Origin of the sequence: Paenibacillus sp. BC26 (assembly GCF_900116125.1) — a bacterium.
Classification (GTDB): domain Bacteria; phylum Bacillota; class Bacilli; order Paenibacillales; family Paenibacillaceae; genus Paenibacillus_Z; species Paenibacillus_Z lignilyticus.
In genome coordinates, this window is sequence record NZ_FPAD01000001.1 from 661,026 (window position 1) to 682,133 (window position 21,108).

The window sequence follows — 21,108 nt, forward strand, 5'->3', positions numbered from 1 at the left end:
GGCTTTTTATTACGAGCAATTGATAATTGTTTTCAATTGGAAGCATAATGGTATTGACAGCAGTCTATTCTATAGTTAATATTACTTTATAATAATTATAAATAAGAACACATCAGGAGGAACACACACGATGTCTCTAATCGGAAAAGAAATTCTGCCATTCAAAGCGCAAGCCTACCAAAACGGTCAATTCGTCGAAGTATCGGAAGCGAATTTAAAAGGCCAATGGAGCGTTGTATGTTTCTACCCGGCCGACTTCACGTTCGTCTGCCCGACGGAGCTTGGCGATTTGCAAGATCAATACGCTACATTGAAATCGCTTGGCGTGGAAGTATACTCCGTATCCACGGATACGCACTTCACGCATAAAGCATGGCATGACAGCTCGGATACGATCGGCAAAATCGAGTACATTATGATCGGCGACCCGGCGCACACGATCTCCCGCAACTTCGACGTACTGATCGAAGCGGACGGAATGGCTGATCGCGGCACGTTCATCATCGATCCGGACGGCGTCGTTCAAACCGTTGAAATTACCGCAGGCGGCATCGGCCGCGATGCAAGCACGCTCGTTAATAAAATCAAAGCAGCTCAATACGTTCGAAATAATCCAGGCGAGGTTTGCCCTGCGAAATGGCAAGAGGGCGGTTCGACGCTTAAACCGAGCCTTGATCTCGTAGGCAAGATCTAAGGAGTGAATAGACGATGGTATTAGACCCGGAGATAAAGTCACAGTTAAACCAATACCTAGGTTTGATGGAAGGCGACGTACTGCTCAAAGTATGTGCAGGCGATGATCAAGTATCGACAGATATGCTCGGACTGGTGGACGCGATTGCCGGCATGTCATCCCGTATCAAAGTCGAGAAAGCGGATTTGCCGAGAACGCCAAGCTTCAGCGTGAACCGTCCCGGCGAGGAGACCGGCATCGTTTTTGCAGGCATCCCGCTCGGCCACGAGTTTACATCCTTGGTACTCGCTCTGCTGCAAGTTAGCGGAAGAGCTCCCAAAGTCGAGCAGGACGTGATCGATCGGATCAAGAGCATTCAAGGCGAATACCGTTTTGAAACGTACATCAGTTTAAGCTGCCATAACTGCCCGGACGTCGTGCAGGCGCTGAACCTGATGAGCGTCCTAAATGCCGGCATTTCGCATACGATGATCGACGGTGCCGCATTCAAAACGGAAGTGGAGAGCAACAACATCATGGCTGTCCCATCCGTGTTCCTAAACGGCGAGTTTTTCGGCGGCGGCCGTATGACGATCGACGAGATTTTGACCAAAATCGGCATGACGCGCGACGACTCGGAGCTCTTCGTTAAAGAGCCATATGACGTGCTTGTTGTCGGCGGCGGACCTGCGGGAGCCAGTGCGGCGATCTATGCGGCGCGCAAAGGGATCCGCACCGGCATCGTGGCGGACCGCTTCGGCGGACAAGTAGTCGATACGCTTGCGATCGAGAACTTGATCGGCATGAAATATACCGAAGGGCCAAAGCTGGCGGCTAGTCTCGAAGAGCATGTGAAAGAGTATAACGTCGACATTATGAAGCTGCAGCGCGCCGTGCGTTTAGAGAAGAGAGACTTCATTGAAGTCGAGCTCGAGAACGGCGCAGTGCTGAAGAGCAAGACCGTGATACTCTCCACGGGAGCGCGCTGGCGCAATATCGGCGTCCCGGGCGAAGAGGAGTTCAAGAATAAAGGCGTGGCTTATTGTCCGCATTGCGATGGTCCGTTGTACGCAGGAAAGCGAGTAGCCGTAGTCGGCGGAGGCAACTCCGGCGTCGAGGCGGCGATAGATCTCGCAGGCATCGCCAGCCATGTCACCGTCCTGGCATCATCTCCGGAATTGAAGGCTGACGCGGTACTTCAAGATCGTCTGTACAGTCTGCCGAACGTAACCGTACTGGTGAACGTTCAGACGAAAGAAATTACCGGCATGGACAAAGTGAACGGTATTTCCTACATCGAACGCGTGACGGGAGCCGAGAAGCATGTCGAGCTCGAGGGCGTATTCGTACAGATCGGACTCGTTCCCAATACCGAATGGCTCGGCGACGGCCTTGAGCGGATTAGCTCCGGCGAAATAGTCGTGGACAAGCGCGGAGCAACAAGCCTGCCCGGCGTATTTGCCGGCGGGGATTGCACGGACATTCCGTACAATCAAATCGTGATTTCGATGGGTTCAGGGGCAACAGCAGCATTAAGTGCCTTTGATTATCTCATCCGCCATTAACAACGTTCTATATTAGTTCCAGCCGCCTGTATCCTGATGGATACGGGCGGCTTTTTATTTTCATTCATCCCGCTTGATATTCATAATCGGCCCATAATTGGCGCATTCTACCTAATGGAGGTGGAAAAAGTGACGAAGATCAATGCTGCACAAACCTATATATTAATTACGTTCGCTGTCATTTCCTTTTTACAAACCGCATCTGTAAATCCCGTATTAGGCGCAGGCGGGCGTGACGCCTGGATAGCTGTTGCACTTTCGCTCGTACCTTTTATCGCCTTTTCGTTTATCGTATACGCCGCTTATGACGCGAATACATCCTTAATGGTTGAATCGAAACGCCAAGTCGGTCGCGTTGTTACGGCGATATTCAAAGCGCTATCTTTACTGTACTTAGCGACCAATGCGTTCATTGATTGCCGCGACATTATATCGTGGACGAAAATTGTGCTGCTTCCGTTTACGCCTAAAATCATCGTCATATTGGCCTTAGTCGGTATTGCTATGTATCTCGGCGTTAAAGGAATTGAGCCCATCGGCATCGTGGCAACCGTCGTATTTTTTCCGGTATTCTTCGCTGTTCTTTTTCAAAATTTATTAGCTATGAAATACGTGCACTTCAATTTTCTCCGGCCAGTTGGTACCACTCCAATCCCCTCATTGCTGGAATCGATGTGGGATGCTTGGCGTGGAGAGGGCAATATTGCCTTCCTGTTGTTTTTGTCCCATCATACGGACGGCGCTGTCAAAAGGGGAAAGTTTGTTTGGAATTGTGTAACGCTGGGAGTTGTAGCCAGCATCATAGCGGCAGTGCTGCTGGCTACATTTGGACCTGTGGAAGCAGCAAGATTATCCTTCCCCATCTATAGCGAAGTTCGATTAATCCAAATTACGGAGTATATCGAGAAGATGGACTTCATTTCCGTGTTCATTTGGATGACATTAACCATAGTTAATGCGTCCGTCATGTTATTTCTGATTGGCGACATCATTAAACCGCAATCCAAACTACCGGTGCTCCTAATGGGTTTACTCCTCATTATTGCCTTGGCCATTCCATGGGGGGAGTTGAGTTATTTAGCCGTATTAGGCGAATATTACATTCCTTATTCAGCCTGGCTTGTAGTGGCCATAATCGGGTACGCGTGGGTTATTCGTGTGAGAAAGAAGGTACTTACATGAATCAAGAGGTAGAAGCCTTAGTTCAAGAAGCGCATGATGTCAAACTGGAGCACATAGGCGAGATCTCATTATTATATTGCGAGAGTTTAGTAAATATGGACAGGCTCAAAACCATCGTCATTCCGAACTGGAAGCAAATGATCCAAAATAACGAATGGAAACCGCTTGAGAAATCCATCACGGAGGAAATATTCGCAGGGGCTGTCGTGATGTTCCCCGATCAGCTTAAATATGAACTCCCCGAGCCGCGAAGCCGAAGCGTTGAGGAGTCGACAAGCGAGGTCTCCATCAAAGGCCCAAGGGATGGATTTACGGAGGAAGTAGAAACAAACGTGGCGCTTATTCGCAAACGGATGAAGACAACATCGCTGAACTACGAACAAGTGAAAATCGGAAGGCGCGGAAACTCGACGGTAGCGCTGCTTTATTGTAAAGACATCACCAATGAGTCGATTCTGAAGGAACTCCGAGCACGGCTTGCCAAAATAGACATTGATGTCCTGTTAGGCGCAGCTCAGCTGGAGGAGTATTTGAGCGATTCGCCCAACTCCATTTTCCCGCTTGTCGATTATATCGGACGACCCGACTTTGCGGTTCAAGCCCTTATGACGGGGCGCTTTGTCATCCTCATTGACGGATCCCCGATGGCCATCATCGGACCGATCAACTTTTTGGAGCTCATCAAGTCGCCGGAAGATATTCATTTCCCGTTTTACTATACGATTTTTCAGCGCATGCTTAGATTCGTCGGTCTTATGGTTGCCATGTTTTTGCCGGGCTTCTGGGTTAGTTTATTCGCTTATAATATCGACCAACTCCCATTCCCGCTCTTGTCGACGCTCGTTACCGCTCGATTGGGAATCCCTTATCCCGCGCCGATCGAAACGTTCATTATTCTGGGCTTGTTTGAAATGTTCCGGGAAGCAGGAATCAGGCTGCCGACGGCGGTAGGTCAAACGGTTGCAGTCGTCGGCGGACTTATTATCGGAGATGCCGCCATTCGCTCAGGATTGGCTTCGCCCTCGATGTTAATGGTCACGGCGTCTGCGGTCGTCGCTACATTCACGCTCGTGAACCAATCCTTAAGCGGAACAGTCACGCTCATCCGTATATACGTGCTCTTAGTATCGTGCATATTGGGTTTATTCGGATTTTTTATTGCATCGCTTTCCGTTATCGCGTACATGGCCACATTAAAGTCGTTCGGCGTACCTTATCTGGAACCTATTAGTCAGATGAAATTAAAGCCGATTATCATCTCCATCATCAATTTACCATTTCATATGAAGAGGGAACGCTTCAAGGCGCTCCATCCCAAAGATAAAACCAAGTAAAGGAGGGCTATCCTTGAGCATCAAACCGGGTGCTAAAATGGGCGCCTTACTCCTAACCGTAACTTTACTGCTGACCGGATGCTGGGATTACAAAAACATCGAGGAAGTCCTTTATGTTACTGCGATCGGATACGATTATAACAAGGGGAATACGATTGCATATATTCAGATTATCAGCCTATCCACTTCCAATGCCGAACAAGGCAGTTCGGGCAGTCAACCTCAAATATGGGTGGGGAGAGGGGTTGGCAGAACGCCAAGCGAGGCCGTAGGAGATTTGTATAGTACCGCTCAGCGGAAGCTCGAATGGAGCCACGTAAGATCTGTTCTGATTTCAGAACGTATGCTTAGCCATATGGGAAGAAATGGACTCGATTCCTACAAAAGGTATCGAGAGTTTCGGTACTCATCGTGGGTATATGGAACAAAGGAACCTGTGGACCAAGTATTAAAGGCACAATCCTTTTTTGCTTTAAGTCCATTAACCACTTCCATGCAATCGCCGCGAGACAGCCACAGCCAACGTTCGATCTATCCGATGCTTACCTTTCAAGAATTAGTACTCGGCATGCTTGATCCCGGTTATACAACTACAATTCCCGCGCTGGCGCTGGACACGGAGAAGTGGTCCAATGATCAAAACAAACGTGACCCGCACCTTAAAATAGATGGGATTTTCGTTATGGACGAAACCAAGTCTCAGGGCTATATTTCAGAAAAAGGGATGATGGGGCTGCGATGGTTCGAATCCGATATGATCCGCACCCCTGTACAGGTCACTAAAGGTATCGTATCCATGGAGAAAGCGAAATCGAAAATTAAGTTCACCCAAAAAGGAGAAGAGGTTTTCTTTACGATTGATGTAAGAAGCCATGGGAATATCGTCGAATGGATGAGCGATGAAGGGGAAGAGTCGTCGGTCGCCAATGAAGTTTCTGAAAGCATTGCACGCGAAATAAGGGATACATACGAGACCAATATTAAGAAAGGAATCGATCTGTACAATTTCAGGCACCACCTCTTTCGAGGCAGGGTAAAGAACTGGAAAACGATTAAGATCAATGAATCCTCCTTAAAAAACGTAAACGTGAAGGTGTATATCGATCATGGAGGTAAAAGAACGATCTGATGAACGAAAAGGGATTATGTACGACCGAATTTTTACTTGTTATGAAATAGCAAAATAGAAACCTATTTCCTGTTATCTTCGTCTTTGACTTTAGAAATGAAATGATGGAGGTCATGGGAAATGTTTTTTTTACAAATGTCCGGCTTTCCCGGGTCGGGTAAATCAACGCTTGCCAGGGAAATTGCGAAGCGTACTAAAGCGGTAATAATCGACCATGATATCGTGAAAACAGGATTATTAGAGGGACTTGAATTAGAGGGTCAGGAGGTAGAACCCAAGAGGGCCGGCGGGGTCGCGTATCATATTGAATGGGCGTTGGTTGATTTCCACCTCTCGCAAGGACATAGCGTTATACTGGATAGTCCTTGCTTGTATCAAGTCTTGGTTGAGAAAGGAACCGCATTATCTGAAAAACATCATGCGAAATACAAGTATGTAGAATGCGTATTGAACGATATCCATGAACTGAATAATCGGCTGAAAAACCGAGAGCGAATGATGACCCAGATCGGTCCGGTCGATATTCCTGAAGAGAAGTGGCAAGAGGTAATCAACCGTGCCAAAAGGCCGTTACACGTGCAGTGCACCAAAGTAGACACCTCACAACCGGTTGACCATTACATAGGTGATGTACTGCTGTATTTGAATAAATAATTGCTCAAAGAGGACAAAACAAAAAAAGTGCTTAACTTTGCTCATGCAAAGTTAAACACTTTTTTCTTAGGTTCAATTAATTAATAATCATTTGATAATTCCAAGCTTTTGCTCTTAGTCCAGCCGTTTATGCTCGAATACGTATCCTAAAATAGCTTCCGGTGATTTGCCGGTCATAAATTGTGCGATAAGCCGTTTAGTTGCTGCTGCTTCCGTCCACTGGTTCGCTTCCACCAGAACCTGGATCGCTTGGTCGAGCGTCGCGAAAAACGCTTTTTGCATCTCTTGCGCCGCTTTGAGTTCTTCCTCGCTTGATCGAATGCCGGACGATTCCGGTTTGCGCTCCTTGGTCGCTTGGGCCAGCGCTTTACGCATGTCCTCTACGCCGAGATCCGTGCAATAGGCAGGCGATCCGGGCTGTTGGCGCCAGGATTCATCCAACCCGCCGGCATCGACCGGATCGAATCCGGCCTCCGTCACCAATTGCGATACGATCGCTTTAGCTGCAGGGTCGTCGCCGGACACGGGCAAAGCGAAGCGGCCGGGAAGCTGCGATTGAATTTCTTCCGTCAAGTTATACCAATTCGTGGCATTGAACGCTTTGATAACCGGATGCTTGATTTGTTGCTCCACCCAGCGGCTTTCGGGCAAACCTTGCTCAATGGGCTCAATTGCGCCGTCGCGGTGCAAAGGGTAATAATTGCCGGTATCGACGACAACCGCTTCAGGTGCGAGGCCAGCGAGAAATTCCGCCGGCAAATTGAGAATTGCCTTTGTAGGAATGGAGAGGATAATAACATCGGCGCCTTTAGCTACATCCTTGACCGTTGCAGGCGTTGCTCCCGTTTCTTTGGCTAAATCGTGCAAGGCTTGGGAGTTACTCGAATTCGCGATAGAGACAGTATGCCCTTTTCGAGTATAAATCCGTGCAAGGTTACCGCCGATATTTCCCGTACCGATAATAGCTATTTTCATTATGAACAACCTTCCTTCTTGGAATTTATCATGTAGCCACTCAAATATGACTGCAGTCAGTTCTAATGTGACTGAAGTCAGTATACTCTGGTCACTTTTGTTTGTCAATTCCCCGCGCGCGCTTTGACTAACCAAAAACCTATACGGTATAGTTGTAATAGTGGAGGGGTTACGGGAATGAAGGAAAAAGAAACGAGTCGGTACCTGAAGGGGAAAGCCACGAAGAAAAAGATATTCGCCGTCGCGAAGGAGCTCATCCTAAGCAAGGGATATAACAACGTTACGGTTGATGAAATTTGCGAGAAATGCAGCCTTTCCAAAGGGGCATTCTATATTCACTATAAGTCCAAAGAGGACATCGTCAGAAAATTGTACCGAGATGATATGTCCGAATACATGGACGAGAATTTCGGAAAGTATATACAGGACAATAAAGATGCTTCTCCGGTAGATAAACTTAAAACGTTTATGATGGTTGCACTGGGCTTTCCCTTAATCGTTGGAGAAGAACTTACTAAACTCACGTTTGTTGTCCTCTTATCTCAGAAATCGTCAGAACCCTCGTTCTTCTCCGACTGCATGGAGCAGGAGCTGTTATATACAGCTATTGAAGAGGGAATATCACAATCATTATTCAGAAAGGAGTTATCCGTAGAAGAGATCGTGAACTATCTGTTCTCTTTCTTGACAGGAGCTTTCATCACTTGGTGTCTTTCGGACTCCTCGTACGACCTTGGGAGAGCGAGCGAGAAATTCGTGGATTCGCTGATAAAAGGTCTCCAATGATTGCGTGAAGATAGAGAAGCATGAGCAATCAAGCTTTCCTTTTACGATAGATAATTTAAGCCGAGATAAGAGAAGAGCCGATGCCGAGCCCATAGCGATGGGGAGGCATCGGCTCTTCCGCGTTTAATACATTTTGTTATGATCCATGATCCATATTGAACCATAGACGACGACGACGACAATGATGAGGCCGAGAATGAGCGTAACGAGGTTATACCGCGGCCCTTCCTCTTCCCGCAGGTGCATAAAGAACAGCAGCTGCACCGCGAATTGCAGAACCGCCGTGGCCAGCAGTACAACGATCGTCGTTGTTTTCCCGAACCAGCCGTTCATGACGGCCAGAATCGGGATAATGGTCAAGAGGATGGAGAGCGCGAAGCCGATGACGTACTCTTTGAGGGAACCGTGGTGCTTGGCATGGTTACCGTGATTTCCGTGTCCGCCGATAGCGTTATTGTGCTCCATGTCTCACATCACTCCCATCAAATACACGAATGTGAATACGAAGATCCATACGGCATCCAGGAAATGCCAGTACAAGCTTGTGATATGTACTTTTCGCTGCGTGACCGGCGTAATGCCATGCCGGGTCAGCTGGATAATCAACGCCGTGATCCAGCAGATGCCCAGCGAGACGTGCAGCCCATGCGTACCTACAAGCGTGAAGAAACCGGATAGAAACGCGCTGGTATGAATCGTATGGCCTTCGTGTACGAGCTTCAGAAATTCGGTTACTTCCATCGCAATAAAGCAGGCACCGAGCAGGATCGTTACAATTAGCCAGCCTAACAGTCCCTTGCGGCTTCCCGCGTTCATAGCCAGCACAGCCAGACCGCTGGTGAAGCTGCTCGTCAGCAGGATGAACGTTTCGACGATGACGCCGGGCATTTCGAAGATTTCTTTGGCCCCCGGTCCGCCTGCGGTACTCTCATGAAGCACGAGATAGGTGGCAAACAGAGTCGCGAACAAGATACAGTCGGTGATCAAGAAGATCCAGAAGCCGAATTTACGGAGCTCTTCAAGATCGTGATGGCCATCATGTCCGGCCTCATGCGCATGCGCGTGTGCCATTAGCTAAGCCCCCTTGCATTTGCTTCCGTCCGTTGGATTTCATCTATCGGGATATAGTAATCGGTGTCGTAGTTAAACGAATGAGCGAGCATCGTCAGCGCAATGCCAACGAAACCCGGAATTGCGATCCATAGCCAGTGAAATACAAGGCCAAAGCCGACCGTAAACCAGCAGATGGATTGAATAAAAGGAAGCGGTGAGTTTTTCGGCATATGAATAGGCTCGAGCGCCGGCTTCTTCTTAGGCATTTTTCCTGCGGCGATGCGCTCTTTCTCCTCCCACCAATCATCTCGGTCCGTAACGAGAGGTGTCGTCGCAAAGTTATAGAGAGGTGCAGGCGACGGAATGGACCATTCCAGCGTACGGGCTCCCCACGGATCGCCGGTTGTATCCTTTTCCATAAACTTGATGCTGTGCGCGATTTGCCATACCTGGAACAAGAAGCCGAGACCCATCAAGAAACCGCCAATGGTCGACGTGAAATTGAGAGCCCACCAGCCGGTATCCCAGTCGTACGAATTGATCCGGCGAGTCATGCCGTCAAGTCCGACCACATACTGAGGCATAAAGCAGACATAGAATCCGATATTCCATATCCAGAACGCCCATTTGCCGATAGGTTCATTCAGCTTGAAGCCGAACATCTTCGGCCACCAGTAGTACAAGCCCGCAAAGTAACCGAAAGCTACCCCGCCGATGAGTACTTGATGGAAGTGAGCAATGAGGAAGTAGCTGTTATGGAACTGGAAATCCGCAGGTGCTACCGAGAGCATGACGCCGGTCATGCCGCCAACGACGAAACATGGAATGAACCCGATCGTCCACAGCATTGGCGTTGCAAACGAGATCCGTCCGCGGAACATGGTGAACAGCCAATTGAATATTTTCACGCCTGTAGGAATGGCGATGATCATCGTGGATATGGCGAAGAAGATGTTGACGTTAGCTCCGGAGCCCATCGTGAAGAAGTGATGGAGCCATGTGAAATACGCCATCAGGCTGATGCTCATCATCGCAAACACCATGGAGCCATAACCAAACAAGCGTTTCCTGGAGAAGGTCGCCACCACTTCCGAGAAAATACCGAAGGCGGGCAGAACGACAATGTATACCTCCGGATGGCCCCACATCCAGATTAGGTTGACGTACATCATGGCGTTGCCGCCGCCATCCATCGTGAAGAAATGCGCACCCAGGAAGCGGTCCAAGAACAGCAGCGCAAGCGTTACGGTCAGCACAGGGAACGCGACAATAATCGCGATGCAGCTTGAGAGTACGGACCACGTGAAGATCGGCACCCTTGACCATGTCATCCCGGGAGCACGCATTTTGACAATGGTGACAATGAAGTTAATCCCCGTCATCAGGGAACCGATCCCGGAAATTTGAACGCCCCAGATGTAGAAGTCTTCGCCTACTCCCGGACTGCCCGTCATCTCGGAGAGCGGCGGATACGACAGCCAGCCGGCATTCGCCGAGCCGCCGATGACGAAGGACATATTGAACAGCATCGCGCCGAAGAAGAACAGCCAGAAGCTGAGCGAGTTCAGGAACGGGAAAGCGACGTCGCGCGCGCCGAGCTGCAACGGCACGGCGATGTTGAATAAGCCGAACATGAGCGGCATCGCCATGAACAGAATCATGATGACGCCATGCGTGGTGAACACCTCGTTGTAGTGCTCCGGCGATAGAAATTTCATTTCGGGAAAAGCGAGCTGAGTCCGCATCAGCAGTGCATCGACCCCGCCTCGGAACAGCATAAGAAGTGAAGCAATAATGTACATAATCCCGACGCGCTTATGATCGACGGTCGTCAGCCATTCCCTCCACAACCAGCCCCATTTGCCAAAATAGCTAAGCACGAAGACAATAGCCACCGTCGTCAGCGAGATCGCCACATCCGCCCCGTAGATTAACGGGTCGCCTGTGACAAAGAACCACGAGACGAAATCTTTAATTTGGTCTATCACGGAAGCCTCTCCTCTCATTTGCCATGATTCATATGCATGTTGTCCGATTTATGATTGGCGTGCCCGGAGCCGAAGCTTTCCAAGTCGTCCGGTGCATCCTTTTGCGCGTTGTTTCCGGGAGGGAGCTGGCCGCCTTCCGAATGTTCAGTCGATTTTTCTCCACTTAGCGTTTGGGCTTTCTGCGTATATCCCGGAGGGGCTCCGCGGCTCATGGAGTAGACATGAACGATCCGCTCGAACAAGCCGGGCGGGATGGACGCGAACGTCATCGGGCCCGAAGTGCCGGGCTTTGCAAGATTTTGATAGCCCTCTTCGGACAGTGCATTCCCGCCGGCTTTCGATTCTGCCACCCACTGATCGAATTCCGCCTGCGGAACGGCTTTGGTCGTAAAGCCCATTTTCGCGAAATCGCGGCCGGTAAAATTAGATCCGGTACCCATGTAATTACCGGGCTCATCGGCTTGAAGATACATCGTCGTCGCCATGCCGGACATCGTGTAAATCATCCCTCCGAGCTGAGGCACCCAGAACCCGTTCATCGGCCCGTCTGAGGTAAGCTCGAACTTAATCGGGGTCCCCTCGGGAATGACCAGATGGTTGACGGTGGCGATGCCTTGGTCCGGATACTGGAACAGCCATTTCCAGTCCAAGGACGTTACCTGGATCGTGATCGCTTTCTTGTCGGACGTGATCGGTTTAGCCGGATCCAGCATGTACGTGTACCGTGCGGTTACAATGGCCAAGATCAGAATGACAAGGATAGGAATGCTCCACCAGACGATCTCCAGTTTGGTGCTGTGAGACCAGATCGGTTGATAAGGCGCATTGTTGCCCTGCTTGTCGCGGAAGCGCCATACGATCCAGGCCGCAATGATTAACACCGGAACCAATAGGATCAGGCAAAGCAGCATTGTGAGATAGATTAGGTCACGCTGATGGATGCCGATTGGTCCTTTCGGATCGAAGACAATCATCGCCTTGCAACCCGATACAAACATGACGATGCTGGCCAAGACGCCGCTCGTCGTCAACAGCCGTGTGAGCTTTGAAATATTCATCAGTTCCTCATCTCCTAAACATCACCTTGGATTAACTTAATTTTCCCCGGAATGCGGATCAATATTACAACGGCAATTGCTGCAAGTCCGATCTATATAAAGAAGGACTGCTTCCCATAGAAGGAAACAGTCCTTGTTCAAAGCCAGACGAAACTGCTTATTCGGATTCGATTTTGCGTTTATGCACGAGGTTGATCGCCGTACCGATCGTATAGATGAACACACTGCCGACCAGACAGCCGATGCCGGTCATTAAAGAGCTGTTGCTATCGCTGAAATTCTCATAATTGATGAGACACAGCACCACACCAATTATAAATGCTACCCACGCGGCAATTTTCATGGTTAGAAACAGAGCATTTCCTTCGCGTTCCGTTTTTTCATTCGATACCGACTTCGTCGTCAATGTACGCCCACTTCCTCAAAAAGGATCTTTTTCATACTTTTCCTCTATAGTATGGACACCTATTTGTTTTTTAGTTCGAAAAAGGAATGAAACCTTCTTGTACAGTCCAATGAGGTATGATATTTTGTATATAAAACTAAGAAAACTCAAATGGTTTTATGAGTTTTATAGATGCTTTCTTAATTGAAGAAGCAAAGGAAGTGCACGCGATGGAATTAAAATCAAGGGTCATGAAAGCGGCTATAGAGGTATTCGAAGAGAAGGGAATCCGGTTTACGATGGACGATCTTTCGGGCAAGCTGGGCATCTCCAAACGAACACTTTATGAGCAAATAGGAAATAAGGAAGATGTTATTCGTCTGTTTATCCAAGAAGCTTTTGCAAGCATTAAGGAACAGGAGCAGCGCATTATATCGGATTCATCGCTGGATGTGATTGAGAAGCTGAAGCGCGTTATTCCGATCATGCCTGCTGTCTCAGATGTACTCGATTACCGGCGTGTCTACGAAATCGAGAAGACGTACCCCAAGCTGTTCGCGGAGATCGAAGGCCACCTGCAGGCAGATTGGGATCAAACGATGGCTTTAATCGAAGAAGGGATTAGGCAGAAGCGGATTAAGCCGATTCATCCCGTGATACTGAAGGAAATGCTTGCGGGGACAATGAATCGCATGCTGAAGGACCGGTTCTTGATGGATATGAATCTGACCTATGACGAAGCGTTGAAAGAGATGATCGAGATTCTGTTTACCGGTATTTTGCGCGAGGCTCCGTAATAACCATTCCAATGAGAAAAGGTGAGCATATGGGAGAACATCGGATTGCAGTCAATCAGGCAGACAAGAAACAAAGCATGGAGGGCTTTGGTGCTTCAGGCGCATGGTGGGCACAGCATACGGGCAGCTGGCAGCAGCCGGAAGTAGCTCGATTACTGGAATTGCTTTATGATCCCCACAAGGGCATCGGCATGACGATCTATCGCCATAATATCGGAGCCGGCAATGGCGAGGAAATTGAAGATGTATGGCGGCGAGCGGAAAGCGTCGAAGTTGCCGAAGGTCAATATGACTGGAGCAAGGATGCGCAAGCTCTGGCGGTCATGAAGATGGCCGTTGAGAAAGGCGCCAAGCAAATTGTAGCGTTTGCCAACAGTCCAACGCCTAGAATGACCATAAGCGGGATGACCTCCGGACATCAAGAAGGAAAGTCCAATTTCCGGGAAGGCATGGAAGAGCAGTTCGCCCGGTATCTTGCGGATGTCGTCAAGCATCTGATTGAAGTCGAAGGCTTGCCCGTGGAATGGATATCCCCGATCAATGAGCCCATGTGGTTATGGAATGCGGAGAATGGACAAGAAGGCTGTCATTACACGCCGGAGGAATGCGCGCAAGTATATCGTGCGTTAGCACGCAAAATACAAGAGCATGGGCTGCCTGTCCGCATATCCGCGATCGAAGCGGGAGAATGGACAAGCGCTAGGATGTACTATTATAAGCTGGCAGAGGATAAGGAGCTTATGAGCCAAATCGGCAATATTGCCGTCCATTCGTACGTTCCGCAGGTTTCTAATCCGGTGTACAAAGAAGAGTTCGCCGAGCTTATTCGCCGGGATCAGCCGAAACTCAGCATTTGGATGTCGGAGTGGACCGAGATGGAGGGCGGAGCGGACTATGGCATGGAAACGGCACTGAATCTGGCTAATTTGGTCCATGAGGATATCACGATTGGCGGCGTGACTTCATGGCAGTATTGGATCGCCGTGTCCAAATACGACTTCCGCGATGGGCTGGTATATGTCGATGAGGCAGAGGGCCGGATTAAGGAAACGAAACGGCTTTGGGCAATCGGAAATTATAGTAAATTTATTCGGCCGGGCGATGTAAGAAACGAGGCTCAATCCGATCATCGGGAGCTTAAGGTTGCTGCGTTTACCGACAACGGCGGAGAGCGCGTAACGCTTGTGGTCGTCAACAACAGCAAAGAGAATGTTACCTCTGGCATCGATATCGGTACGGATGTGGAGGGAACGACTACAGAAATTTACGAAACATCCGCAGATTCCGATTTGGCTTGCGTATTCACAGGCGCAACCCCGCGTACATGGTCGTTTAAAGCGGAAAGCGTGACTACGGTCGTGGTAAAGGGATAACCAAGAATAAGAGACGCAGAGAGTTCCTCTCTGCGTCTTATTTATGTGGCAGGCAGGAGAAAGGGATTACGGACGCGAAAGTTTCGGTACAGGTTGCACAAATAAGCTCTTAATCTTGTAACGAGGTGAACCACGATGGAGAAAATATGGCACATGACGGCGGATTTTGGGATAAAGCCTGATCTTGGAACGGATGCCGTGCGGGCCTTCCAACAGGCAGTAGAGAAGATGAAAGAGTGCGATAGTCCGGTAACGCTATCGATCGCGAAAGGCAGATACGATTTCTATCCCGAGCACGCGGCGAAGGTGCCCTATTATGTTACGAATACCGCAAGCGAATCCGAGAATCCGGATGTGAGCAAGACCATCGGGCTGTTGTTGAAAGGCATGAAAGACATTACGCTCGATGGCAACGGTTCGCTCTTTGTATTCCATGGGAAAATGACGCCTCTGGTCATCGATGGCTGCGAGAACATTCAGATTCGAGATCTATCGATCGATTTCGAGCGTGCGACCATGTCGGAGATGGTAGTCGAGTCCGTAGGCCGTCATCATCTGGATGTTCGCGTCAAACCTGACTCGTGGTATGAGCTCGATCTTCACGGGGAACTGTTCTGGGTCGGAGAAGGCTGGCGATACCAAGGGGGACCGGCAGCGCAATATGATCCGGCGAACCATACGATCAGGCGCATCCCGCAGCATCCCGTCATGGACGCGGTGAAAGTAGAAACGATAGAGCCGAATCGCTTGCGTTTGCATTATGCAGGGGACATGCCGGATACGAAAGCCGGAAACGTATTCCAGCTGCGCGATGGCATCCGCGATCAAGTGGGCTCTTTCGTGGTCCGCAGCCGGAACGTAACCTGGTCAAAGGTAAGCATGCATTACATGCATGGACTTGGCATTGTGTGCCAATTCAGCGAGAATGTTTCATTCGATGAGATGAGCATGAAGCCTCGCGCCGAATCCGGCCGGACATGCGCAGGATTTGCGGATTTGATTCATGTCTCGGGATGCCGCGGACTCATCCGTATCGAGAACAGTGATTTTGAAGGGGCACATGATGACGCCATTAACGTGCATGGCACCCATTTGCGAATCGTGGATCGTCCATCAAGAAACCAGATTGTCGTTCGATATATGCATGGGCAAACCTATGGTTTTGAGCCTTTCTTCGCAGGCGATGAGCTGGAGTTTATTCAAGCACGTACATTAACTCCTTATTCCAGCCGCACTGTTGAAGCGGTCAGCAGACTTCATGCCAGAGATTGGCTGCTCACTTTAGACAGGCAGGTACCGGATTCGATCGAGGAACACGATGTAGTAGAGAATGTTACATGGACTCCTGAGGTCAGCATCCGCAATAATCGGTTTGCTTGTATTCCGACGCGCGGCATATTGGTCACGACAAGACGTAAGGTTGTAATCGAGAACAACCGATTTGAACGCACAGGCATGAGCGCCATACTAATCGCCGACGATGCCGAGAGCTGGTTCGAGTCCGGCATGGTTCGTGATGTGACGATTAGGATGAACCGGTTCTTGGAGTGCGGCAATGAGGAACACCCTGTCATTCTAATCGCTCCGGAGAATCGCGAGGTTCCGATCGAACAGCCGGTACACCAACAAGTCCGTATTGAAGACAATCGTTTTGAGATGCCCGCCGGTCCTATTTTGCATGCAAAGAGTACCTCGGACCTGCATGTTCTCCATAATGAAATTGCCGTACCTGCAACGGGTAAGGCGTTCGAAAGATTCGAGGAGGCTGTTCGGCTGGTGGCCTGCAGTAATGTGGTTATTAATGGGAATTCCATATGAAATTTAGGATTGCGCCGAGTTTGAATGGCTAGGAGCATCCCACTCGGTTTTCCATTGATTAATGTGCGTAAACACAGCCGAGAAGGCTGCTGCTACAGGCTCTCCGGTTACAGGGTCCGTATTTGGGTCCCAGTTCTTCAGAGGATCAATGCGGAATCGTCTTAAATCTGTGCTGCTGATTTTCCAGACATGATTCTCTTTGCGATAAGTCTCGAAGTATTGGCCATAACCGTCTTCCCCACAAGATCCCCGATCATTTTCCCGTAATCGGCACCGCCGAGGTAAGAGAAGTCTTGGCCTTGTGAAACCATTCCGGCATCTGCCGTAAACAGGTTGCCAATTTCGGTCCATTTCTTCTCATCTACAAACCGGAAATACCGGGCTTTTAATTGTTTGATTTGTTCCGTGTCTTCCAAACGTTGAAGTCTCTCTTCCAGTTCTGCGATTCTGGCAGCTGCCTGCTGATTATGTTCTAACATATGGGTCACGTCCTTTGATTGTTTTAGAGTGGGATTGATGAAAGTCGATAAAATATAGGGACCGTTTTCAATAAGGGAGGCTGCTTATTCATGTCCATAACCGAACAAGATGTCCTTGATTATGACAGGAAGACGGCGACGGTCTTCGTAAGGAATGCATACAAACAGAATGTAAGGACATAATAGTTGCAATTCAAACCGGGGTAAGATGGAGGCATTACTTCATGTCGAATAAAAAATGCTATTATGCATTTGAAGATTCAACAGGCAATGCAATTGAATTTCAAGCCACCAGTTTACAACAGGCCATGATGATTAAGAAGAAGAAGGCGGAACATCTAGGGATCCATAAAGAGGCTTTCGAGCTAACAGGAATACGCTTGAAGCAAAATCAAAGCGAATAGTAAGGGGCTAACCCATCGTCATCATGGATGACTTATGGGGAAGCCTTTTTCTTTTGCTCGCGGATCGCTTTACCGCCTTTACGACAGAATAATATTGCAATGTCACACATCCTCCGTGTCAATCGTTTAATCAATGAACAACAATGAAATTAGTCATCATAGTGAGGTGGAGTCATGAAAGGAAACGCATATTACTGGCGCAAGCTGCACTCGCTCTTCGGGGTCATTCCTCTTGGAGGTTTTATTCTTGTGCACGTATCGATCAACTTTCAGGCGTTTGAACGCGGACCGGAAGGGTTCGCTACCTATGTCCATTTGATTAACAGTATACCGCTGAAACCGCTGCTCGAAATATTCGGAATCTACCTTCCGATCCTGTTTCACGGCGTATATGGATTGTATATGGCTTATCGGTCCAATATGAACGCGGGACAATATTCGTACGGCCGCAACTGGGCTTTCATTCTGCAGCGGATGACGGGTGTTCTTACGTTCATCTTCGTATTCTGGCATTTCTATAACACGCGTCTTCAGATTTATTTGGGCAACATCACGCATGAAGAGCTTGGTTCGACCATGCATCAAATTGCCACGAATCCCATGTACTTTATCCTTTACGTCATTGGCGTATTGTCGGCCGTATTCCATTTCAGCAACGGCCTCTGGGCATTTATGATCAGCTGGGGCATTACGATTTCGCCACGCTCGCAGAAGCTGTCTGCTTATATTTGCATGGGCGTATTTGCACTGATCTCGCTGCTGTTCATTCTTTCGCTCGTTGCTTTTACCGGCAATGAATTCATGTCATCTTAATGAATCGCTATATTCACACACATCTTAGGGGGAATTCATATGAAAATTGTAGTCATTGGCGGCAGTGGCTTAATTGGCAAAAAACTTGTAAACAACCTTCGTGAACTTGGCCATGAGGTGGTGGCGGCATCCCCGTCGCTTGGCATCAACACGCTGACCGGAGAAGGGTTGAAGGAAGCGCTGTTCGGGGCGAGGGTTGTCGTCGACGTATCCAACTCGCCTTCGTTTGAGGACAAGGCGGTTATGGAGTTCTTCGAGACCTCCACTCGCAATCTCCTTGCTGCGGAAGCGGCCGCCGGCGTCAGCCATCACGTGGCACTGTCGGTCGTGGGCACCGATCGCCTTCTTCAAAGCGGTTATTTCCGTGCGAAAATGGCTCAAGAAGAGCTGATCAAATCTTCCAAAATACCGTATTCGATCGTCCGCGTGACGCAGTTCTTCGAGTTCGTCGGCAGTATCGCCTTTGTCGCGACGGAAGGGGATATCGTGCGGCTGCCTTCGGTTCTTACACAGCCTATGGCTTCGGATGATGTTGCGGCCGCATTGGTTGACTTTATAGAAGAACCGGTGAATGGCATCGTCGAGGTGGCCGGTCCGGATCAGATGCGTCTCGATGAAATCGTTCGACTGTACTTGCATGCGACCGGGGATTCGCGGAAAGTGGTCACGGATAACAATGCGCTCTATTTCGCTTCAGCTGCGGTGAATGATCAATCTCTGGTTCCAAGCGATAATCATGCACGCATCAGCTCGACGCACTATAAGGAATGGCTGAGCAGTTCCGTATAACCTAAGCCGGGATTGAATCTATGATAAAAGCAGCGCAATATAGTACCATTTCTCTGGGTATCCTGTCGTTCGTGTTTGTGTTTGCCATGATTCCCGACGTTCTCATGCAGGGGCATATGGACGGATCGCTTCATTTTCTGTGGTCCAATGGACTGACAAGCTTTGAAGACTATCTAGCAGGTATTGCGAACGGGGATGCGTTTCGTTTTCTGTCCGGTAAGACGGAACGATCGTTCTGGGCGCAGATCGGGAGCAGTCTTACGCTCACTTTCTCCTATATGGCGGTCGGCGCTGTTATCGGCATGACCCTCGGCATATTGCTCGGGATCTATTTCTCGGTAACGCGTAAACAATGGCTCAAAGGGCTGCTGGAGCTGACAAGCGTGCTGCCGGATTTCGTCATCGTGCTGCTGCTGCAGGTTCTAATCGTCCTCATTGCGGACAAGACCGGGCTTGTAATGTTTCAAGTCGCCAGCTTCACTACGGATGATCCGGCGATTGCGCTTCCGTTGATTTCGACGATCATCATTCCTGGGATCTATATGATTCGCAATGTGGCTCTTCACATGAGCCAAACGCTGACCGAGGATTATATCAGCTTTGCGAAAGCACGGGGATTAGGCAAACGCTATATTATTTTCTTTCATGCGCTGCCGAACGTGCTTCCCTTCGTCAGAGCGGATGTGCATAAGTTTCTGGGGATCCTGTTCGGGAATTTGTTTATTTTCGAATATTTGTACAACCTGAACGGCGTGACGTTGCTGGTGTTCTCCAATGCTTATGCCTATGAAGGTTATCAGTACAATTTGGTCGTGAACGGCCTCTTCACTTTGCTGCTGCTCTACGCCGTTATGTTACTCCTCATGAAAGTGCTGATTGCCGGTTGGGAGAAGGTGTTCGTACGATGAATAAAACGTTGTTTATCGGCCTGTTCATTACGATTCTAATGATCTTGGCTTCTTTCTTGGGCCAATTCGTGGCTCCCCACGATCTAAGCGAAACGGCTACGGTGGATTACGTGGTCGATGAGAACGGCAACGGCACGCTTCTGGCTCCGCCGTTCCCGCCGAGTGCGAGTTATCCGTTCGGTACCGATAAGTTCAGCGTGGATATGATGGCCAAATTGCTGGCCGGAGCGAAATTTACGATCATCGCGTCGCTATCGATTGCCGCATTTCGGATTATCGTTGGCGGCGTGCTGGGGATGCTGCTTGGATTTGTCGGCAAAGGCAAGACGACAACGGGCAAGCGCCATCCGCTCTGGAGTCTGTTAAACGGCATCCCGATCTTTATTCTGGTATGGATGATTATGATCGGCATCTCTATCGAACCTTCGGCATCGCCTTTAAAGCTGATGGTCATCATATCCGTCGTATTGGCGCTGGTGGGCATTCCGACAGTCGCCTCCACGATGAAAGAGAAAACGATGATCCTTCGCGAGAAGCAGTTCGTACTCTCCGCCAAGTCCATCGGAGCAAGCCGTCGGAGCATTATCCGGAAGCATCTGTTTCCGCATTTGAAAGAAAGCTTCCTCATTCTGTTCGTGCAAGAGATCGTCTTGATCCTCGGCTTGTTCGGGCAGCTGGCGATCTTCCATATCTTCGTCGGCGGCACGGCGGTTTATTACAATCCGCCCGATCCGCCCGATTATGTGAGTATCTCGAATGAGTGGAGCGGATTGGTCGGACAGGCTCGCAGTAATTTGTTTATTTATCAGTGGGTGCTGGTCATCCCGCTGCTTGCGTATCTCCTCTACATTCTCGGCTTTCATATGATCTCGATCGGGCTTGAGAAGCTGTACAAGAAGAGATTTTCGAAGTTCTCTCACTTCTGAATCCGGCAAACTTTCTATG

The 21,108-nt window shown here is 49.2% G+C and carries 22 protein-coding genes; 15 read left to right on the forward strand and 7 right to left on the reverse strand.

The window, feature by feature from the left end:
• The first annotated feature begins 130 nt into the window (after positions 1-130).
• The 6 genes from ahpC (at position 131) to BM412_RS02815 (ending at position 6,537) form a co-directional block, all read left to right on the forward strand.
• Positions 131-694, forward strand: a complete 564-nt coding sequence (gene ahpC / locus BM412_RS02790; protein WP_091213656.1) for an alkyl hydroperoxide reductase subunit C — start codon at positions 131-133, stop codon at positions 692-694.
• 14 nt (positions 695-708) lie between these two features.
• On the forward strand, positions 709-2,238 hold the full coding sequence (ahpF, locus tag BM412_RS02795; protein WP_091213660.1) for an alkyl hydroperoxide reductase subunit F: 1,530 nt from the start codon (positions 709-711) through the stop codon (positions 2,236-2,238).
• Between the two features lie 129 nt (positions 2,239-2,367).
• Positions 2,368-3,420, forward strand: coding sequence for a GerAB/ArcD/ProY family transporter (locus BM412_RS02800; RefSeq protein WP_177245628.1), 1,053 nt, complete (start codon positions 2,368-2,370; stop codon positions 3,418-3,420).
• A complete protein-coding gene (locus BM412_RS02805) occupies positions 3,417-4,754 on the forward strand; it encodes a spore germination protein (RefSeq protein WP_177245629.1) in 1,338 nt (445 codons plus the stop codon). Before BM412_RS02800 ends, BM412_RS02805 begins: the two co-directional genes overlap by 4 nt.
• Before the next feature lie 13 nt (positions 4,755-4,767).
• On the forward strand, positions 4,768-5,883 hold the full coding sequence (locus tag BM412_RS02810) for a Ger(x)C family spore germination protein (protein WP_091213668.1): 1,116 nt from the start codon (positions 4,768-4,770) through the stop codon (positions 5,881-5,883).
• A gap of 120 nt (positions 5,884-6,003) precedes the next feature.
• Positions 6,004-6,537: a P-loop nucleotide/nucleoside kinase family protein gene (locus BM412_RS02815; protein WP_091213671.1), complete on the forward strand. Its 534-nt coding sequence runs from the start codon at positions 6,004-6,006 to the stop codon at positions 6,535-6,537.
• A 114-nt stretch (positions 6,538-6,651) separates the two neighbouring features.
• On the opposite strand, the gene BM412_RS02820 is transcribed toward BM412_RS02815, so the two are convergent.
• A complete protein-coding gene (locus BM412_RS02820; protein WP_371264702.1) occupies positions 6,652-7,647 on the reverse strand; it encodes an NADPH-dependent F420 reductase in 996 nt (331 codons plus the stop codon).
• Between the two features lie 42 nt (positions 7,648-7,689).
• Here BM412_RS02820 and BM412_RS02825 point away from each other — a divergent pair, with 42 nt between their 5' ends.
• A complete protein-coding gene (locus BM412_RS02825; RefSeq protein ID WP_091213677.1) occupies positions 7,690-8,298 on the forward strand; it encodes a TetR/AcrR family transcriptional regulator in 609 nt (202 codons plus the stop codon).
• Between the two features lie 123 nt (positions 8,299-8,421).
• Here BM412_RS02825 and cyoD read toward each other — a convergent pair whose 3' ends face one another.
• The 5 genes from cyoD to BM412_RS02850 form a co-directional block, all read right to left on the reverse strand.
• The gene (gene cyoD, locus BM412_RS02830) at positions 8,422-8,763 is read right to left on the reverse strand and encodes a cytochrome o ubiquinol oxidase subunit IV (RefSeq protein WP_091213679.1); all 342 of its coding nucleotides are present in this window, start codon (positions 8,761-8,763) and stop codon (positions 8,422-8,424) included.
• Between the two features lie 3 nt (positions 8,764-8,766).
• Positions 8,767-9,369, reverse strand: coding sequence for a cytochrome o ubiquinol oxidase subunit III (gene cyoC, locus BM412_RS02835; protein WP_091213681.1), 603 nt, complete (start codon positions 9,367-9,369; stop codon positions 8,767-8,769).
• Positions 9,369-11,339, reverse strand: coding sequence for a cbb3-type cytochrome c oxidase subunit I (locus BM412_RS02840; protein ID WP_091213684.1), 1,971 nt, complete (start codon positions 11,337-11,339; stop codon positions 9,369-9,371). The genes cyoC and BM412_RS02840 overlap by 1 nt, the downstream gene beginning before the upstream one ends.
• A 14-nt stretch (positions 11,340-11,353) precedes the next feature.
• Positions 11,354-12,397, reverse strand: coding sequence for a ubiquinol oxidase subunit II (cyoA, locus tag BM412_RS02845; protein WP_091213687.1), 1,044 nt, complete (start codon positions 12,395-12,397; stop codon positions 11,354-11,356).
• Positions 12,398-12,554: 157 nt separating this feature from the next.
• Positions 12,555-12,740, reverse strand: a complete 186-nt coding sequence (locus BM412_RS02850; protein ID WP_256256091.1) for a hypothetical protein — start codon at positions 12,738-12,740, stop codon at positions 12,555-12,557.
• Positions 12,741-13,012: 272 nt separating this feature from the next.
• Between BM412_RS02850 and BM412_RS02855 the strand changes: the two genes are divergently transcribed.
• The 3 genes from BM412_RS02855 (at position 13,013) to BM412_RS02865 (ending at position 16,770) form a co-directional block, all read left to right on the forward strand.
• On the forward strand, positions 13,013-13,579 hold the full coding sequence (locus BM412_RS02855; protein ID WP_177245630.1) for a TetR/AcrR family transcriptional regulator: 567 nt from the start codon (positions 13,013-13,015) through the stop codon (positions 13,577-13,579).
• Between the two features lie 29 nt (positions 13,580-13,608).
• Positions 13,609-14,952, forward strand: a complete 1,344-nt coding sequence (locus BM412_RS02860; protein ID WP_177245631.1) for a glycoside hydrolase family 30 protein — start codon at positions 13,609-13,611, stop codon at positions 14,950-14,952.
• Between the two features lie 135 nt (positions 14,953-15,087).
• Positions 15,088-16,770 (forward strand): right-handed parallel beta-helix repeat-containing protein, encoded by a 1,683-nt coding sequence (locus BM412_RS02865; protein ID WP_143111552.1) that lies wholly within the window; start codon positions 15,088-15,090, stop codon positions 16,768-16,770.
• A gap of 161 nt (positions 16,771-16,931) precedes the next feature.
• On the opposite strand, the gene BM412_RS02870 is transcribed toward BM412_RS02865, so the two are convergent.
• Positions 16,932-17,249, reverse strand: a complete 318-nt coding sequence (locus tag BM412_RS02870) for a nuclear transport factor 2 family protein (protein WP_091213703.1) — start codon at positions 17,247-17,249, stop codon at positions 16,932-16,934.
• A 224-nt stretch (positions 17,250-17,473) separates the two neighbouring features.
• On the opposite strand from BM412_RS02870, the gene BM412_RS02875 reads away from it, so the two are divergent.
• The 5 genes from BM412_RS02875 (at position 17,474) to BM412_RS02895 (ending at position 21,089) form a co-directional block, all read left to right on the forward strand.
• Positions 17,474-17,653, forward strand: coding sequence for a hypothetical protein (locus BM412_RS02875; RefSeq protein ID WP_091213706.1), 180 nt, complete (start codon positions 17,474-17,476; stop codon positions 17,651-17,653).
• Positions 17,654-17,827: 174 nt separating this feature from the next.
• Positions 17,828-18,466 carry a succinate dehydrogenase cytochrome b558 subunit gene (locus BM412_RS02880; RefSeq protein WP_091213708.1) on the forward strand — a complete coding sequence of 213 codons (639 nt, stop codon included), beginning with the start codon at positions 17,828-17,830 and terminating at the stop codon, positions 18,464-18,466.
• Positions 18,467-18,505: 39 nt separating this feature from the next.
• On the forward strand, positions 18,506-19,255 hold the full coding sequence (locus BM412_RS02885; protein WP_091213711.1) for an SDR family oxidoreductase: 750 nt from the start codon (positions 18,506-18,508) through the stop codon (positions 19,253-19,255).
• Between the two features lie 20 nt (positions 19,256-19,275).
• Positions 19,276-20,163 (forward strand): ABC transporter permease subunit, encoded by an 888-nt coding sequence (locus BM412_RS02890; RefSeq protein WP_091213714.1) that lies wholly within the window; start codon positions 19,276-19,278, stop codon positions 20,161-20,163.
• Positions 20,160-21,089: an ABC transporter permease gene (locus BM412_RS02895; protein WP_091213717.1), complete on the forward strand. Its 930-nt coding sequence runs from the start codon at positions 20,160-20,162 to the stop codon at positions 21,087-21,089. The genes BM412_RS02890 and BM412_RS02895 overlap by 4 nt, the downstream gene beginning before the upstream one ends.
• The last annotated feature ends 19 nt before the right edge of the window (positions 21,090-21,108 follow it).

Excerpts from the sequence above, each read along its gene's own strand:
- cyoC (WP_091213681.1), bottom strand. The coding sequence starts at position 9,369 with ATGGCACACGCGCATGCGCATGAGGCCGGACATGATGGCCATCACGAT.
- cyoD (WP_091213679.1), bottom strand. The coding sequence starts at position 8,763 with ATGGAGCACAATAACGCTATCGGCGGACACGGAAATCACGGTAACCAT.
- BM412_RS02885 (WP_091213711.1), top strand. The coding sequence starts at position 18,506 with ATGAAAATTGTAGTCATTGGCGGCAGTGGCTTAATTGGCAAAAAACTT.
- BM412_RS02825 (WP_091213677.1), top strand. The coding sequence starts at position 7,690 with ATGAAGGAAAAAGAAACGAGTCGGTACCTGAAGGGGAAAGCCACGAAG.
- BM412_RS02850 (WP_256256091.1), bottom strand. The coding sequence starts at position 12,740 with ATGAAAATTGCCGCGTGGGTAGCATTTATAATTGGTGTGGTGCTGTGT.
- BM412_RS02875 (WP_091213706.1), top strand. The coding sequence starts at position 17,474 with ATGTCGAATAAAAAATGCTATTATGCATTTGAAGATTCAACAGGCAAT.
- BM412_RS02805 (WP_177245629.1), top strand. The coding sequence starts at position 3,417 with ATGAATCAAGAGGTAGAAGCCTTAGTTCAAGAAGCGCATGATGTCAAA.
- ahpF (WP_091213660.1), top strand. The coding sequence starts at position 709 with ATGGTATTAGACCCGGAGATAAAGTCACAGTTAAACCAATACCTAGGT.
- cyoA (WP_091213687.1), bottom strand. The coding sequence starts at position 12,397 with ATGAATATTTCAAAGCTCACACGGCTGTTGACGACGAGCGGCGTCTTG.
- BM412_RS02890 (WP_091213714.1), top strand. The coding sequence starts at position 19,276 with ATGATAAAAGCAGCGCAATATAGTACCATTTCTCTGGGTATCCTGTCG.
- BM412_RS02855 (WP_177245630.1), top strand. The coding sequence starts at position 13,013 with ATGGAATTAAAATCAAGGGTCATGAAAGCGGCTATAGAGGTATTCGAA.
- BM412_RS02870 (WP_091213703.1), bottom strand. The coding sequence starts at position 17,249 with ATGTTAGAACATAATCAGCAGGCAGCTGCCAGAATCGCAGAACTGGAA.
- ahpC (WP_091213656.1), top strand. The coding sequence starts at position 131 with ATGTCTCTAATCGGAAAAGAAATTCTGCCATTCAAAGCGCAAGCCTAC.
- BM412_RS02880 (WP_091213708.1), top strand. The coding sequence starts at position 17,828 with ATGAAAGGAAACGCATATTACTGGCGCAAGCTGCACTCGCTCTTCGGG.
- BM412_RS02860 (WP_177245631.1), top strand. The coding sequence starts at position 13,609 with ATGGGAGAACATCGGATTGCAGTCAATCAGGCAGACAAGAAACAAAGC.
- BM412_RS02815 (WP_091213671.1), top strand. The coding sequence starts at position 6,004 with ATGTTTTTTTTACAAATGTCCGGCTTTCCCGGGTCGGGTAAATCAACG.
- BM412_RS02895 (WP_091213717.1), top strand. The coding sequence starts at position 20,160 with ATGAATAAAACGTTGTTTATCGGCCTGTTCATTACGATTCTAATGATC.
- BM412_RS02865 (WP_143111552.1), top strand. The coding sequence starts at position 15,088 with ATGGAGAAAATATGGCACATGACGGCGGATTTTGGGATAAAGCCTGAT.